Here is a 15,222-nt window from a genome sequence, read left to right on the forward strand (position 1 = left end):
TATGAGTGCGACAATTATTTATCTCGTCTATTTGGTGGCTGCGAGCTTATTTATCCTTGGGATAAAAGGCCTGACAAAGCCGAGAACGGCGGTCAGGGGTAACCAACTCTCCGCATTAGGTATGCTCATGGCGGTCGTTGTGACTCTGTTTGACCAGAGTATTTTAAGTTACGAGTGGATCATTGCGGGTGTGCTATTGGGGGGAACTATCGGCGCAGTTATGGCGTCCCGAATTCAAGTGACCTCGATGCCACAGATGGTCGCAATGCTAAACGGTTTTGGCGGTGGAGCATCACTCTTTATCGCCTTGGCTAACTTCCTCGATCCTCAGTCTGCCACACACACCGTCGCCTTGATTTCCATTACGGCAACCGTGATTATTGGTGCCGTGACGCTGTCAGGTTCATTTATTGCGTTTGCTAAGCTACAAGAGCTTATTTCAGGCAATCCGATAAAGGTGCCTGGTAACAAGATATTCAATGCATTGTTGTTGTTCAGTGCCATTGGATTGTCTGTTGCTATCGTGATGGACCCAAGCAATACTAATCTGATCTATGCGTTAGTTGCTGTGTCAGTGGTACTCGGTTTATTACTCGTCATCCCCATTGGCGGCGCTGATATGCCCGTTGTCATTGCCCTGCTTAACTCATATTCAGGTCTTGCTGCGGCAACGACTGGTTTTATTACCGGCAACACCGTCCTTATCGTATCGGGTTCACTGGTCGGTGCATCAGGTATTATTCTGACACGGATCATGTGTAAGGCAATGAACCGCTCACTGTTTAATGTGCTCTTTGGCGTTATGGCCGAAGGCGGAGAAACGATTGATGCTGACGAAGTTTATGCCGGTAAAATCACCTCGTCTTCACCAGAAGAAGTGGCGATGTTACTCGAAACTGCCGAGCGCGTTGTTATCGTGCCAGGTTACGGACTGGCAATGGCACAAGCGCAACATGCTGTACGTGAGCTAGCCTCGGTGATGGAAGCGCGAGGCACCAAGGTGCTTTATGCCATCCATCCCGTAGCGGGTCGCATGCCAGGCCATATGAACGTATTGCTAGCAGAAGCTGAAGTGCCTTATGAGCAGTTAATCGAGATGGATGAGATTAACCCTCAGTTTGAGCAAACTGATGTGGCGATTGTGATTGGTGCTAACGATGTAACTAATCCTATGGCACGAGAAGACAAAGGCAGCCCAATTTACGGAATGCCCATTCTCAACGTCGACAAAGCTAGAACCGTCGTAATTGTAAAGCGCTCATTAAGCCCAGGCTTTGCAGGGTTGCCTAACCCTCTGTTTGCGATGGACAACTCGGTCATGTTATTTGGCGATGGTAAGAAAGCCATTGTTGAGCTGACAAAGAGCTTAAAAGAAGCAGATTAATTATTAGCTTCAATGATTAAGAGACCGCATTTGCGGTCTTTTTTTTAAGTCTAAATTAATACAATTTTGTTAAACTTATGTATGTAACCTGCTTTTTTCTCTATACTTCGCTCAGCGCTAATCTAAGAAAAATAATATGAAATTCAATCTATATTCAACAACTTTTGTCTGCTTGTTAATGCTTGTGCCCCAAGGCAACGTTAACGCGGCGAAAGACCCTGCATTGGCAACGACAACAGAATCGGCAATCGCGGTGACAGCAGAAGAGCCGACAGCCAATCAATGGAATAACAGTTGGGGCATTGGTATCGGTAAACGCCGTGGCGATATTCCCTTCGCCACCGAAGAAGATGAGGTGTATGACACCTTGCCGCTCATCTATTTTAAGAATGATTATTTCTATATCAATGGAATGGAAGCTGCCGGTCACATCTGGAAAAATGACAACCATCAAGTCAATCTATACACCCGTTTCCGCTTTGTTGATATTCCCCAAGAATTGCAAAATGACACTCAATCTCAAGCCTTTGATTTTGGTTTTCAATACCGTTTTGTCAAAGATCAATGGGATGTCGATTTAGCCATTCTCTCTGACTCCGACAAGCGCAGTTATGGCTATAGTCGCACTCAATACCTTTGGCAGTCTGGAGATTGGCGCCTATTACCTTACGCTGAGTTTCAGTGGAAAAGTGCCGATTTTAATCAATATTATTATGGCTTAGATAAATATGAAGTGGGCGGTGGGGTGAGCTTTAATGCGGGCATAAAAGCGCGATATCATGTGTTCAGAAACCTGTATTTATTGGGCCAGTTTGGCGTAGGACGCTTAGAAGATGATGTCTACAATCTGCCCAGTATTAATAACCGCTTTCAGTATGAGTCCTTTTTCGGTTTCGGCTTTTTTCCCGAACCGGATAAAAAGAATTATTCGGCTAAGCCTGTTGTGACTAAACAAGAAAAACCTACCCAATACCTGCGTATTGCTCATGGCTGGGCGACGCCGTCGAACCTCAATGCGATACTCAAATGGCAAACCGCAACCGATCCCTATAACAACCAAATGACCTCGGCTTTTTACGGTACTCAGCTCACCGATACCCTGTTTACCTTACCGATAGAGCTTTACTTGACGCCGGGCTTAGTCTGGCACCATGACTCTGAAGTACAAGATAATATTGCTGAAGCCATTATTGCGATTAAAGCATACTACACCTTTGAAATTGGCCCACGATTTAGACTCGGTGTCGCCGAAGGTTTATCTTACGCCAGCACGGTCACTTACATTGAATCTAGCGAGTTAGAAGAAAAAGACTATAAGCCATCCAAGCTGCTTAATTACTTAGATTTTTCTTTAGATGTTAATGTCGGAGATGTGTTCAATTCAAGAAAAATGGAAAACCTTTGGTTTGGTTATAGCATCCACCACCGCTCAGGCATTTTTGAGTCGAGCTCGGCCTTTGGCCGCATAAGTGGTGGCAGTAATTATCAAAGTGTTTACCTGCAATGGCACTTTTAAGCTAGATTAGTTGATTGGTAGTGAGTTAACAAAAAGGCCGCATTCGCGGCCTTAATTTTCTAAACATGCGTAAACACACACAAACTATCGAGACACTTTCACTTCGGGTGAATTAAGCATCGCCAACATGGGGTTAGCCAACATGACTCGCTGCTTAAGCGCGATACCGATAATCAGACCTGCGATAAAACCGCCAATATGCGCCCAATAAGCCACGCCGCCCTCAGCAAACCATACCCCTACAATATTGATCAATAACCAAATCGCAAAGAATGCCATCGGCGACAATTTCTTTTGAAAGACAACAAACATGAATGTCAGACTGGCATGCCGAAACCACAACAGATACATACCAAACAAGCCCGCTATCGCCCCGCTCGCGCCAACCATGTATACGGTCGATGTTGGATCCGATGCAATTTGAGCAAAGACGGCAGCAAAACCGCACAGTAAGTACACCGCAAGAAAACGAGAATGACCGAGTGCATCCTCTAAATTGTCACCAACCACATAGAGAAAATACATATTCCCCAGCAGATGAACGATATCACCATGAAGAAACATATGACTTAGCAGAGGCAATACCTGCTGCCCTTGCATCACGAGTGACGCCTGCATGGCAAAATGATCAAACACCCACACAGTAGCGGGGTCACTATAACCGTAGGCAAAAAAGATGATGATATTCAGTGCAAGTAAACTATACGTGACCCAAGGTTTGCTCTTGGTTTTTAAGTTGTACTCTAACGGCATTTGCAGTAAAAATTGAAACAGCCACGTTTTGACATTGGTTTTTTGATTGAGTCGTTCTAATGCCGCTCTAATTTGCGGGGACTGCAGCACTTTCTCTCGTTCGTGTTCATCAATCCATACCCCAGTACAAGAGTGGCAAACCTCCACCTCAACTTGAAAGTCGTCCATTAAAAAGTAGTGCTGCATACTGCACTGACAATGGCTGCATTGTCGGAGTGACACCCCTTGATGTTCACCGAGTGAATTTTCAATGCCGACGCTGTCATTGCCATTGTCTGCCGTTGAAAGTGCACCGTTAAGCTCACCACTATCAAACCATATACCACCGCACTCAGTGCAGCTATCAACCTCTTGACCATGAAACTCGAACACTCGCATCGCTTGGCTGTTACAACCGGGGCACTTAATCGTCATTTAAATATCCTTATTCAACCGTAATATTGGCAGCGTCTAACTCTGCGGCGAGTGCTTGATAGTTTTTTTGCAACATTGGGAGGGTTGATTCAGACACATTTTTGGTTAACTCTTTGAGTTTTTCAGCGCCAAACTTTGCACCATAGAATCGACTTTCCATTTTAGAAATAATGTTTGCCGATGTCATATAGAATCGCCGAGTCTCAGTGAGAATTTGCGTTGGAGTTTCCAATGTATTGGCTGAGTAGCGCATATTCTCCCAGACGAATGTTGCCATTGTAGGGTGAATACTCTTTAAGTCATAAGGGGAGCTTTTTGCCACTGTATCGGCATACTCATTGATGATAGTGACATTGTCATTCACTTCGTCGAAAAGAGCATGTCGAAGGTAATAGTTATCTTGTTTGTTTGATAAGTCATCGAAGATAATCGCCTGTGACAAGCCCTCTTGCGCAGCCAAATAGACACCAACAATGGTGGCAATGATCATAAACACTTGGCTTATCCAAAAGCTGGGTTTGACTAACTCTTGATTATCTAATTTGGGGAAACGTTTGATCGATTCAGCGGCTACTGAGATGTTAGGTTTGACGTCCATATCGTGCATCACTCATTACAGGCTTAAAATATTTATTGGCCGCTAGCATATAGAAAAACTGACTTCGTCGCTACAGCGCTAGCACCTTAACCTTTTGCTTTTTATACTTAAGCAGCATTGGGCTATCCGTTACTCTATGTGGGTCATGCTCTCAACCGCTACGCCCTTGCTAACCCAGAATATCAAAGGCGAATCATAGATAACAAAGATGAGATTAATTTTAGCCCGAATAGCATACACAAAGAAAATCATTAGCTTTATAGGTTCGTGAACTATTTATTGCCTATTTTGCTTAAACAGAAATATTGCGCTTTTACCTAATAGCGTATCGACAGTTGTTCTCCCCGGCTCCCCAAACTCAACGGCCACTTTGTCATGTAACAAAGTCAGTGTCTTATATTGGGCTGTATTCAACTGATTGGAGCCACAAATAGCAAAGAACAGTTTTATAATCGCGCTAAACTGAGGGGTTTCTAATGCGTAAAGCCAAGATTCCTGCAGCAATTCTGCGCTGCTAAAGTCTAAATCCTCAATTAACAAGGCGCCGAGTTTCGGTTCTAACAGGGTGAGAAAATCCGCTTTATAAGGGAAGTGATGGCTGATCCCAGTGCGGCTGATCCCTGTTGCTTGCGAAAGGGTGGAGTAGGACATCGCGTCATAACCCATATTCAACATCTGTTGCAGTGCAGCTGCTGTTATTTGTTCTATGGTTTGCTTGGTTTCAGCTCTTGAACGCTTTGGCATTATACGGCCCCATTGATTCGACGTAAAATGACTCTATCAAAAGCCGTTGCCAGAAACCCACTCCTTATGAAGTAATCAGTAAAGTGTTCAGCCTAGGTTCAGCAAAAAATGGCTGAACAGTGGTTGTCTGCTATTCATTAGCGAGCAAGCTAGAGCTTGGTTCTATGTTTTTACATTACTAGATATTAAGCTGCGCATACGCTGACTTCAGGTCATTGGAACCACTTTGGTCAGCAGCTAACGCATCTATGCCCCAAAACAATTTGGCTGTACTATCAGTTATTGTTTTTCAAAATCAAAATCGAAGTCGTGGTGCTTCGCCCACACCAGAGCCAAGGGGCAAAGCGCTTGCGCCCCTTGACAATCCCTCAGCGCCCCGGCGAAATTTAAACAGCAAAATTTCCAACGGGGGAGATTGGATTCTGTAATCAATGTTTATTCTGTTTGGCAATATTGCTTAATTTAAGGCTTATGTCTTTAAATTTAAAACTAAAATGCCGAGAGTTTGCGCTTTTATAACCCAGTGTAGATGCGGCTGAGGCCGTCGAAATCAAGGATGATTTCGTTGAGCCTTCAGGGACGAACTTGCGGCGAGCCTCGGCAGTGACTGCACATGGGCCGACCGCAGGTCATTGGAACCACTTTGGTCAGCAGCTAACGCATCTATGCCCCAAAACTTGCTAGGGATACAGCTCGCCAGTTAACCGCAGCATTGCTTTTCTTATTGAAGCTAGGATCCGGCTCCATTCGATTCGCACCCTGTTAATAAACGAAGCGCTTGCGGATGAACGGCTAGGGATGCCAATTCGCTGATTTCAACTTACTGAATAATTTCAGTCCATTCGGGTAATAAAGGTTTGATCGTCATCCACAAAAGCCACAAAGCCGCCGTGATAGATAAACACCCGACCACGCCCCTCAACTAGGCAGGCAAGCTGTGGGTTCAAATCTTCTTCGTTATCCTGACTTTGAAAAGTGCCGGTATCAGTGATTACGCCGCTGCGTGTAGGCAAATATCCATAAGTACTCTTGGCTTGATCAATCAGGTTCAATTCGCTGACGGTAGAGAAGCAAAAGGGAATCGCAGCGGCTTCTTCGATAAATTTAGTTTTCAGTTCTTCAAAAGCTGTAATCACAAGCCAGTCGATGCCGTTAACATGATGGATAAACATAGAGTTCCTCGGTAATTCTGATGCGGAGATTTTATCACTATCAGAGGAGAACGTAGTAGTGATTTAGTTGCTAAAGGCGGTAATTCTGTGCCATTACCGGACATTCACTAGGCCAACTTGAAACACGTTTTTGTCCCATAACGAGTCAGAAATGAACTCAAATGGCATAGACGCAGCAGCATTGGATTAAGTAAGAAAGTGTGGTTGGACATACAGTATTATTGGCTTAATTGTGGAAACAGATCATTTTCTTAGATTCAATTCACGCTTTACTATTGTGCAGTGTTAGTAACTTGTATAAATTCAGTAAGATGTAAGTGTGCGTTCATGAAAAGTTCAGATAACCGGAAAGCAAAGTGTGCGACTCACTTTTCTCCCTAGGTGTATTGGATACAACTTTTAGCGTAAGTGTTTAATAAGCTGTTATTAATAAACTTTTAAGGCTTTTTACTGTGCACGCTTTCTCAACATGGCTTGGAAAAACGCGCAAGCCGTATATTAAAATGTTAGGCGCCAAGGAGTTTCCATGTATCCCGCAGTTAAAAATTACGATTCATTATCTCCTGAACCGTTTGAAGAATATTTTAAAAGATGGCCTGAAGAACTTAGTCATATTCCCAAAGAAGTGATCGAATCATGGATTTATAGACATTGGAGTGACTTCCAAGATTGGATTCCATTACAACCTGAAAAATGGAAGTATGAACTTCGTGAACTTAATAATGACCAAATATTAGAAATTGATCATGTAGGTGATTGGCTTCCTCAACTTAAATCTTGGGGTAAAGAGTTATTAAAAGGTAATCACAGAAAAACGACTTGGCTTGGTCAATATATGCTTGAATATGGTTCTACGCCAACGCCTATTATAATAGGAGAAAATTTTAGTGAGATTTCTCATCCAATCGAGTTTGGTGAGCAAAAAATGAAAGCCCCTTATCAACTTATTGAAGGGCACCTGAGATTATCATACCTTAATGGGATGATTTCTGAGGGGTATAGTAACCTAATGAAAAAACATAAAGTATGGGTCGTAACGTATCCATAAAGCGCCTAACAAGGGTTTTCAAGTCGGACAAATCACAGTTGGCTTTTTGTTCGTATCTCACTTATTTTAGCCAACTGCAATTTGCCGCTTAAAACGGCGTTAGGTAACTACGGATGGTTAATCTTCTGAATCCAGAATTGCGAGTGAGAGATCTGAGGAAACTTGTTGAACCTCATTTACATGAAGTAGATTGGGATTGTGGTGTTGACGACACTAGTGAATGGGTTATTGCTTCTTTCGAAGATAGTGTACATAAACAGAAACTAATTACTTGGTTAAAGAGTAAGAGTGTTTCTGATACCTTTGAAATAATTATCACTGATAAAGCTTGGTCATACTTAAGATATTTAAGTTGGTCTAAATTGCTGTCCGAATTGGAATATTACCTAGACCAAGAAAGTATTCTGATTATTGCTTCAGATCGAACATGGGTGATGGAATATGCGCCTCAACAGATAGTCAGATTTGGGCAGTGGGTAAAAGTTACCTAACGAATAAGGATAGGCCGCGCGTAGCCGCGTCCTTATCCCGATTGTTGAACAAGCCCGAGTGATACCTTTATTGTGTAAATATCGGCGTAAGATCTTACGCTTTTTCGATGTGTGCTGAGCAGTAGCATTTTTTACTAGCCGCATCTATCCCTTAGCATCGCCAGCTAATTTCGTTACCTCAACATATCAATGCCTTAGCACCTCCTTATACTTTTCTTGTTCCGCATCTTAAGTGTTAACTTTTTTATCCTTCCGCTTAAACAGTGGCGTTAGGTGTCGTTGGTTTTTGCCTAAGAAAGCTTGTCAGTCGTGCGTGCACTCCCATAAATGTCATCGGCTGCTGGCAGCAGGGACAAGGTCGTATAGCTTTGGTTTTGGTAGCTTTTTCGAACGGCGCAAACATCGTTCCCGCAACCGCTAGCATGAGCTGTATTTGCAGTCTTAGTTTTCGGCAACTTCCTTGCAGTAATCCATAGTCTCTCACTCGACGTAATCCCTTCGGTAGCACATGCTGAAGCACTAACCATAGGAACTCCACCGTAGGTAAAGTGCGTATTTCAGTGGCTTTGGTTTGGCTATTTTGATACTCGAAGGACACTTGATCTTCGGTTGCACTAATGATGCTTTTGTCAGACAAAACGCCGCGATAGAGGTATCTCGACAGGTACTTTAGCGCAGGTAGCCCTTTGCCAACATGCTGGCAGTCGACAACCCACTGTTTCGGGATGGCTGCTGGCAGCTTGATGTTGAGCTTGTCTGTCAATTGCTCAAGCAAGCGTGCTCGCCATACTTTGGCGAGGTTAAAACTGTTAAACAGGTACTTGCCTTTGTTCTTGTGCCACTGTTGTTTGGCTTTGTTGAAACTCCCCGCGGGAATGATGAAGTGAATATGAGGATGGTAGTCGCGTCGCCGATTATGGGTATGTAGCACGCCCGTAAAACCGATGTCACCACCGAGTTTTTTTGCGTTTTTAGCAAATTCCTTGAGCACGCTAGCAGCGACGGTGAACATGGCTTGATAGACAAGTTCAGGCTGATGTTTGGCGGTAACTCTAAGCTCATAAGGCAGAGTGAAAGTGACCATGTAATACTCCACGGGCAACAGTTTAGCCTGCTGTTTTGCCAGCCAGTCGCTCGTGGTGTTGTGCTGACATTGCGGGCAACTGCGATGACCACAAGACAACGGAAAGTCAGCATGATGAGGGCAACTCTGACACGCCCACTGACTCGTTCTCTCAGTATTGGTGCGACAACTGAGCATGGCGAAAATAGCTTGCCGCATCGAGGTTGTGATTTGTTGATCAAAAGCCTGATTAAAGGTATCAAGATGGTCGCGTAAAATATCGATGAACTTCATACGTCGCACTCCCACTTCAAGATTAAATCATCAGCAAGTTTGTTAATTGCCTCAGCGGTATTTTTACGGGTGATGTGGGTCAGTTTGGTGTAACGAGCGGTGGTGTTGAGGCTGTTATGACCGAGCAGGCTTTGCACTGAGCGCAGGTCTAGTCCTTGCTCTAGCAGATGGGTTGCGTAGCTATGTCGCAGATTATGCGGACTGATGGATTTATGAATATTGCACTCAGCAATGACTCGTTTTAAGGCTTTCTGAATGCCGCCTTTATCTATCATCGAATCCGGTTTACCGTCTTTACCAGGAAACATCAGGCGTGGATGGCGATGAGTTTGCCAGTAATATCGCAGCGCTAATAAGGTGCGTTGTGGTAGAGGAACCAATCTATCCTTACCGCCTTTAGCATTGCGAATATGCACCTGCATCATCTGTGAATCCACATCACCTATTTGCAATGAAATGGCCTCGCCGAGGCGCAACCCCATACTGTATAGGGTCAGAAAGCAGACCTGATATCGCAACTTATGTGTGAGACTTATAACGATGGCAACTTCAGTTGGGGTTAGGATATCGGGCAGTCGGTTGACCTGTGGAGGCTTAACGATGTTGAGCCACTCCCAGTGTTGGTTGAGCACATGGCGATAGAAAAACTGTAAGCCGTTACGGTCAAGCTTAACGGTGCTCCACGAGTGTGATGCTATCAGTTGAGCAAAGTAACGCTTTAAATCATCGGTGGTAAGGTTGTCGGGACAACGGTCAAAGAAGGCGGCAATACGCCGTACTGCACGGCTATATGCATCGATGGTGGCGGGTCGCTTGCCTTGTAGGGTTAAGTTGGTAAGATGTTGTTCATAAAGAGAATCAAAGCGGTGTTGTTCGAATGTGTCCATGATAATACTCCTAGTAGTAAAGACCTAACAGGGTCTGTACTAATAAGTATTTAGGATGGGAGATAGAGAGGGCTTTTATCTTTTCTGCCGCAGAGCGGCTTCGTTCAACAAGAATTTCAAGCAGGACAAAATGGGCGTTAGGTGTATATGGATCGTACTTTTAAAATAATTATTAATTTAAGCATGCTGGCTTTAGCTATCAGTTCAGCGCTTCACTTAATTTTACTTAGTTCTGACAGTGAAACTTATAGGCTGTGGGTGCTCACCCAAATCACGATACAAATCGTAGGTATTCCCTTACTAATATTTGTTCGTAAATTCAGTCTAATCGCCTTAATAGTATTTTTCGTCGTATCGATCCCATTTGTTTTAATTAACGCAACTAAAGTGAATTACAGCCACATCACATACAACGCCACTTTGTTCTTCTTATATTGGGTGGTAATTGGTAGTCTAGTTTACTGTAATCGTGCTCAATACAAACAGGTGCATCATGCCAACTAAAACACCTAACAAGGCGTTAGGTAACTAGATGAAAACTGAGCTTGATACCCACAATTATCAGGATTGGTTCCTTGATAATTTACAGTACCAAAATGGATTGCTAACTTTGACCCTTGAAGAAGGGAAAGGGGCAGCAGGAAAATTTGATCCTAAGCGCTTTCTAGTAGTTTTTACAGACACAGTCCAATTTCAAATTTATGATGAATGTGACCATTCAGAAAATTACCACCTCAATAGAGAGAGTGGAGTTATTGGTAGGTATGATAAATCGAGCTTAATAGATTATCTTAAAACTGAAACCATACTATATGACACAACTCCAGGAGAGCTGGCTCATTTCTCAGTTATGACTTCAAATGAGTTTATTCATGTGGTTACTCGTGAGATTCCGAAAGTGCTTAATGTTACCTAACAAGCTGTTAAAAAAGGACAAAATACAGTTGGCCTGTTAACAGGGCGTTAAATGCCTAAATAAAACATATCGCATTCAGGAAGAATAATTATGAATCTATGCAGTATCCTCGGTATTGAAAAGCCAATAATTCAAGCTCCAATGGCTGGAGTACAAAACTGGGAGTTGGCTGCTGCAGTATCAAACTCTGGTGGGCTTGGCTCTATTCCTTGTGGGAAAAAGACAGGACAGCCATATCTTTAATAGACTTTCTATTTCAAACTTAAATGCCGAGTGATTGTGCTTTTCTAACCCAATGTAGGTGCAGCTGAGGCCGTCGAAAGCAGGCAATTGGAACCACATGCTTCAAAAATAACCACTTCTGCCCAAGGGGAAATAGATAACCCTCTACCTTAAAGGAACCCTGCTTACAAACCCTACAGCCTGGGCTTTAGACTCGAACCATCTTGATCCATACTTTGATCTACAAGCCACTGCACTGCATCAGTCTGTCCCATTAACTTAATCAATGTCGGCTTAAAATAATGTCCTAAAGCGGGTTTGCGCCAATACATATATTCCGGCAGTGGTTGCACTGTCCCAGCACCGAATGTACGCTGAATCAGGCTTGAAAATTCAGCTAAACTATCAGCGGTTGGCAGTGCTATCGTCGGCCAAAAGTCAGCTAAAAATGTATTAAAACTGTTGAACGCGGTGAGCTCTTTGACGCTATAACGCGCAAGAGCTTGCGACATGATAGGCACACTCCAATGGGACATAAATGCCACATTTGCCATTACATCAATGTTACGACGATGATATTGCTGCCACGCTAAGCTCAAGCTATTAGTTTCTTTGGCGATACGCCAAATCAGATAGAGATCCGCTAACCACTCATGTTGAAAAGGACTGGAGATCTCAGCATTCATGGTCTTAAGCGCTTCAATTGCTTGAAGGTGGCCTAATTCATGCCAATAGGTCAGTTCATCCTGCCGATTAAGACTCAAAGAAAAGTCCCCTTCTCCCCAATTAACACTGCGTTTGAGGGGAAGCTGGCTAAAGTCGGTTACTAATACGCCTGCGACGTCGACATGCTTGAGAGGTAACACCATCGCGGCGCGCGCGCCCAATGACATTTGTATCAGCTGAGTGTTAGGTAACTGTTTTCTGGCAGAAGGAGGGAGTTGACTTAAGCAAACTTCAAGCTGCTTAAGCTCGCAAACAAGGGCTTTCTTAGAACCGATATCATCCCAAATAAAGCCACTTGTCAGCGCGATGCTAAAAACTAATGAGTTCAGCATTGATTAGATAACATTATTGATCTTTACGCATGGCTTTCACTAGCGATTAGCCATGATGTTTTCAATAATCGCCGTGGTTGAAATACCCTCTTCAAAGCCGAGTACTTTAACCTTGCCCCCCGCAGCAATCACCTCTTCGCCACCCGCAATATCTTCAACCTTGTAATCGCCGCCTTTTACCAGCAGATCAGGCAACAAGCGAGCAATCACGCGTTGTGGTGTATCTTCACTGAATGGGACCACCCAATCAACCGAAGCAAGACCGGCTAACACTGCCATTCGTCTGTCTTCTGGGTTCACCGGACGCCCTTCGCCTTTCAGGCGTTTGACTGAAGCGTCGCTATTAACAGCAACGATTAATCGATCACCTAGGGCTTTGGCCTGTTGCAGGTAACTAACGTGTCCAGCATGTAAAATATCAAAGCAGCCATTGGTCATGACCACACGCTCACCACGCAGCTTAGCTTGCTCTAGCGCGTAAACGAGTTGGTCTTCACTCACTGCACCGAAACCTGATTCACCTTGATTCAAAGAGAGCGCTTCGATTAACTCAATTCTGGTCACTGTTGAGGTGCCTAACTTGGCAACCACTATTCCTGCTGCCGTATTAGCAATGGCGCACGCTTGTGGTAAATCACTGCCTGCGGCAATCGCTGTCGCTAGCGCTGAAATAACGGTATCACCCGCACCCGTCACATCGTAAACCTCGCGTGCAACCGTGGGGATATGCAGCTCAGGCTGATCTTTAGTGATTAATGTCATGCCTTTTTCTGAACGCGTTACCAACATGGCATTGAGCTCAAATTGCGACAACAAAGACTGGGCTTTAGCGACTAAGTCTGCTTCTGATTCAACCTTGCCCACTACCGCTTCAAATTCACCCATGTTTGGCGTTAATAGATAAGCACCACGGTAACGAGCAAAATCACTGCCTTTAGGATCCACTAACACTTTGACCCCTTTGTCGTTCGCCGATTGAATAAAGGCTTCAGGAGAAACGAGGGCGCCTTTAGCGTAATCAGACAGCACTGCCACATCGACATTGTCTAACTGTGAAATGGTTTTTGCTAGCAGCGCATCACTTTCTACTTTCGAGTAACTCTCTTCAAAATCCAAACGCAGCAATTGCTGATTGCGCGACATCACTCGTAGTTTAGTGATCGTCGGCTTGCCAGCAACTCGATGCCAATTAGGCTCAACGCCGAATGCTTGCACACCAATGGTCAATGCGTCAGCCGTTTCGTCAACACCGACGATGCCAGCAAGACTCGCTGCGCCGCCTAGCGTGGCAATGTTAATCGCCACATTCGCCGCGCCGCCAGGTCGATCTTCAATCTGTTCGACTTTAACAACGGGGACGGGTGCTTCAGGAGAGATACGCGCAGTCGTGCCCGCCCAGTAGCGATCTAACATTACATCACCAACGACGAGTACCTTGGCGTTTTCAAATGCTGGCAGAGAAATCTTCATAATGGCCGTGTGTTTTGCAAATTTACTGATGATTGTACCTAATTTTTAATGATTTTGAGTGAGTTTGAGTGAGTTTGCGTTAGAATAATGAGTAATTTTTCAATGTATTCGAGTTTTCCGTGGTAGAAAAAGCCCAGTTGTCATCTCATCTTTATCATCCTAAGTACTGGCCCCTGTGGCTAGGCGTTGCGATGATGCGCTTAACACAAGTGTTGCCATTACCTCTCCAAATGAGGATTGGCGCGGCTATTGGCAGAATTGCCATGAAGTTTGCCCGCAAACGGGTTAACACTGCCAAGCGTAATTTGCAGCTGTGCTTTCCTGATATGGGCGAAGCAGAACAGCAAACGCTATTACGCGAAAACTTTGAACAAACAGGCAAAGCGATCTTCGATACCATCAATGCATGGTGGTGGTCGGATGAAAAAATTCAACAACATATGAGTATTAAAGGTCAAGAGCATGTCGAGCAAACCCTGAACAGTGGCCAAGGGGTCATACTGTACGCCGTTCACTGCCTGCCTTTAGAGATGGGTGCTCGTATCTTTGGCCAGTTCCAGCCAGGAGTGGGCGTTTACCGACCGCATAATAATGCCGTAATTGAGTATCTGCAGGTCAAAGGTCGATTACGATCTAATAAAGCGCTGGTGCCAAAAAGAGATTTACGCCAAATGGTGCGTAGCTTAAGAGCCCCCAACGTCATTTGGTACACTGCCGATCAAGATTTTGGCCGTTCGAGTGCCACATTCATCCCTTTTTTCGCGGTTAAAGAAGCCGCCACCATTACCGGTGCCACCACACTGGCAAGGCTGGGTAAAGCCAAGGTTCTGCCCTTTTTTGTTGAACGAAACAGTACCGACACAGGCTATAACATCGAAGTCCAAGCGCCGTTAGAAGACTTTCCAGGCGAAAATGAGATTGAAGATGCCAAGCGGGGTAATCGAATTATTGAAGACATTATTTGCCGTAATAAAGGTCAATATATGTGGCTGCATCGACGTTTTAAGACCCGCCCAAAACCTGAAGACCCGTCCTTATATAAATAACCCCCTAGCCCTTTGCAGCATTTGCAAAGGGCTTTGTTTAGCTCACTTTCGTTCAACAAGTAGCCCTTTCTACATTCTCATACTCCAATGTCCTCATGCTTAGCCATACTCGACATTCTCAGCCCGATAAGTATTTATTTCCACAC

Annotated in this window: 14 protein-coding genes and 1 pseudogene; 7 read left to right on the forward strand and 8 right to left on the reverse strand. The window is 44.3% G+C overall.

All coding sequences use genetic code 11. From position 1 onward, the window contains the following. Nucleotide 1: 1 nt before the first annotated feature. Nucleotides 2-1,384 carry an NAD(P)(+) transhydrogenase (Re/Si-specific) subunit beta gene (locus tag CXF83_RS19490; protein ID WP_101091758.1) on the forward strand — a complete coding sequence of 461 codons (1,383 nt, stop codon included), beginning with the start codon at nucleotides 2-4 and terminating at the stop codon, nucleotides 1,382-1,384. Nucleotides 1,385-1,520: 136 nt separating this feature from the next. Continuing rightward, nucleotides 1,521-2,900 carry a MipA/OmpV family protein gene (locus CXF83_RS19495; RefSeq protein WP_180960973.1) on the forward strand — a complete coding sequence of 460 codons (1,380 nt, stop codon included), beginning with the start codon at nucleotides 1,521-1,523 and terminating at the stop codon, nucleotides 2,898-2,900. An 84-nt stretch (nucleotides 2,901-2,984) separates the two neighbouring features. Here the strand turns inward: CXF83_RS19495 and CXF83_RS19500 are convergent, their stop codons facing one another. From CXF83_RS19500 to CXF83_RS19515, 4 genes are all read right to left on the reverse strand, one after another. After that, nucleotides 2,985-4,067, reverse strand: coding sequence for a rhomboid family intramembrane serine protease (locus CXF83_RS19500; protein ID WP_101091757.1), 1,083 nt, complete (start codon nucleotides 4,065-4,067; stop codon nucleotides 2,985-2,987). A gap of 10 nt (nucleotides 4,068-4,077) precedes the next feature. Continuing rightward, the gene (locus CXF83_RS19505) at nucleotides 4,078-4,665 is read right to left on the reverse strand and encodes a hypothetical protein (protein ID WP_101091756.1); all 588 of its coding nucleotides are present in this window, start codon (nucleotides 4,663-4,665) and stop codon (nucleotides 4,078-4,080) included. A 276-nt stretch (nucleotides 4,666-4,941) separates the two neighbouring features. Continuing rightward, complete coding sequence (locus CXF83_RS19510; protein ID WP_101091755.1) at nucleotides 4,942-5,409, reverse strand: TetR family transcriptional regulator; 468 nt, start codon at nucleotides 5,407-5,409, stop codon at nucleotides 4,942-4,944. A gap of 833 nt (nucleotides 5,410-6,242) precedes the next feature. After that, on the reverse strand, nucleotides 6,243-6,581 hold the full coding sequence (locus CXF83_RS19515; RefSeq protein WP_101091754.1) for a cytosolic protein: 339 nt from the start codon (nucleotides 6,579-6,581) through the stop codon (nucleotides 6,243-6,245). Nucleotides 6,582-7,107: 526 nt separating this feature from the next. Here CXF83_RS19515 and CXF83_RS19520 point away from each other — a divergent pair. Beyond that, the gene (locus CXF83_RS19520; RefSeq protein WP_101089241.1) at nucleotides 7,108-7,629 is read left to right on the forward strand and encodes a hypothetical protein; all 522 of its coding nucleotides are present in this window, start codon (nucleotides 7,108-7,110) and stop codon (nucleotides 7,627-7,629) included. A gap of 113 nt (nucleotides 7,630-7,742) precedes the next feature. Then, nucleotides 7,743-8,120: a hypothetical protein gene (locus CXF83_RS19525; protein WP_101098038.1), complete on the forward strand. Its 378-nt coding sequence runs from the start codon at nucleotides 7,743-7,745 to the stop codon at nucleotides 8,118-8,120. A gap of 256 nt (nucleotides 8,121-8,376) precedes the next feature. Here CXF83_RS19525 and CXF83_RS19530 read toward each other — a convergent pair whose 3' ends face one another. Then, nucleotides 8,377-9,477, reverse strand: a complete 1,101-nt coding sequence (locus CXF83_RS19530) for an IS91 family transposase (protein ID WP_101089235.1) — start codon at nucleotides 9,475-9,477, stop codon at nucleotides 8,377-8,379. Further along, a complete protein-coding gene (locus CXF83_RS19535) occupies nucleotides 9,474-10,364 on the reverse strand; it encodes a tyrosine-type recombinase/integrase (RefSeq protein WP_101097995.1) in 891 nt (296 codons plus the stop codon). The genes CXF83_RS19530 and CXF83_RS19535 overlap by 4 nt, the downstream gene beginning before the upstream one ends. Before the next feature lie 532 nt (nucleotides 10,365-10,896). Here CXF83_RS19535 and CXF83_RS19545 point away from each other — a divergent pair. Next, the gene (locus CXF83_RS19545; protein ID WP_101092486.1) at nucleotides 10,897-11,280 is read left to right on the forward strand and encodes a hypothetical protein; all 384 of its coding nucleotides are present in this window, start codon (nucleotides 10,897-10,899) and stop codon (nucleotides 11,278-11,280) included. A gap of 90 nt (nucleotides 11,281-11,370) precedes the next feature. Then, nucleotides 11,371-11,496, forward strand: a pseudogene (locus tag CXF83_RS19550) (nitronate monooxygenase); the annotation flags it as partial. 200 nt (nucleotides 11,497-11,696) lie between these two features. On the opposite strand, the gene CXF83_RS19555 reads toward CXF83_RS19550, so the two are convergent. Beyond that, nucleotides 11,697-12,560 (reverse strand): hypothetical protein, encoded by an 864-nt coding sequence (locus tag CXF83_RS19555; RefSeq protein ID WP_232775156.1) that lies wholly within the window; start codon nucleotides 12,558-12,560, stop codon nucleotides 11,697-11,699. Between the two features lie 39 nt (nucleotides 12,561-12,599). Next, nucleotides 12,600-14,030 carry a bifunctional D-glycero-beta-D-manno-heptose-7-phosphate kinase/D-glycero-beta-D-manno-heptose 1-phosphate adenylyltransferase HldE gene (gene hldE, locus CXF83_RS19560; protein ID WP_101092488.1) on the reverse strand — a complete coding sequence of 477 codons (1,431 nt, stop codon included), beginning with the start codon at nucleotides 14,028-14,030 and terminating at the stop codon, nucleotides 12,600-12,602. A gap of 119 nt (nucleotides 14,031-14,149) precedes the next feature. Here hldE and CXF83_RS19565 point away from each other — a divergent pair, with 119 nt between their 5' ends. Beyond that, nucleotides 14,150-15,076, forward strand: a complete 927-nt coding sequence (locus CXF83_RS19565) for an LpxL/LpxP family Kdo(2)-lipid IV(A) lauroyl/palmitoleoyl acyltransferase (protein WP_101092489.1) — start codon at nucleotides 14,150-14,152, stop codon at nucleotides 15,074-15,076. Nucleotides 15,077-15,222: the final 146 nt, after the last annotated feature.

This window comes from Shewanella sp. Choline-02u-19 (assembly GCF_002836205.1).
Classification (GTDB): Bacteria; Pseudomonadota; Gammaproteobacteria; order Enterobacterales; family Shewanellaceae; genus Shewanella.

Excerpts from the sequence above, each read along its gene's own strand:
- CXF83_RS19490 (WP_101091758.1), top strand. The coding sequence starts at position 2 with ATGAGTGCGACAATTATTTATCTCGTCTATTTGGTGGCTGCGAGCTTA.
- CXF83_RS19495 (WP_180960973.1), top strand. The coding sequence starts at position 1,521 with ATGAAATTCAATCTATATTCAACAACTTTTGTCTGCTTGTTAATGCTT.
- CXF83_RS19500 (WP_101091757.1), bottom strand. The coding sequence starts at position 4,067 with ATGACGATTAAGTGCCCCGGTTGTAACAGCCAAGCGATGCGAGTGTTC.
- CXF83_RS19505 (WP_101091756.1), bottom strand. The coding sequence starts at position 4,665 with ATGGACGTCAAACCTAACATCTCAGTAGCCGCTGAATCGATCAAACGT.
- CXF83_RS19510 (WP_101091755.1), bottom strand. The coding sequence starts at position 5,409 with ATGCCAAAGCGTTCAAGAGCTGAAACCAAGCAAACCATAGAACAAATA.
- CXF83_RS19515 (WP_101091754.1), bottom strand. The coding sequence starts at position 6,581 with ATGTTTATCCATCATGTTAACGGCATCGACTGGCTTGTGATTACAGCT.
- CXF83_RS19520 (WP_101089241.1), top strand. The coding sequence starts at position 7,108 with ATGTATCCCGCAGTTAAAAATTACGATTCATTATCTCCTGAACCGTTT.
- CXF83_RS19525 (WP_101098038.1), top strand. The coding sequence starts at position 7,743 with ATGGTTAATCTTCTGAATCCAGAATTGCGAGTGAGAGATCTGAGGAAA.
- CXF83_RS19530 (WP_101089235.1), bottom strand. The coding sequence starts at position 9,477 with ATGAAGTTCATCGATATTTTACGCGACCATCTTGATACCTTTAATCAG.
- CXF83_RS19535 (WP_101097995.1), bottom strand. The coding sequence starts at position 10,364 with ATGGACACATTCGAACAACACCGCTTTGATTCTCTTTATGAACAACAT.
- CXF83_RS19545 (WP_101092486.1), top strand. The coding sequence starts at position 10,897 with ATGAAAACTGAGCTTGATACCCACAATTATCAGGATTGGTTCCTTGAT.
- CXF83_RS19555 (WP_232775156.1), bottom strand. The coding sequence starts at position 12,560 with ATGCTGAACTCATTAGTTTTTAGCATCGCGCTGACAAGTGGCTTTATT.
- hldE (WP_101092488.1), bottom strand. The coding sequence starts at position 14,030 with ATGAAGATTTCTCTGCCAGCATTTGAAAACGCCAAGGTACTCGTCGTT.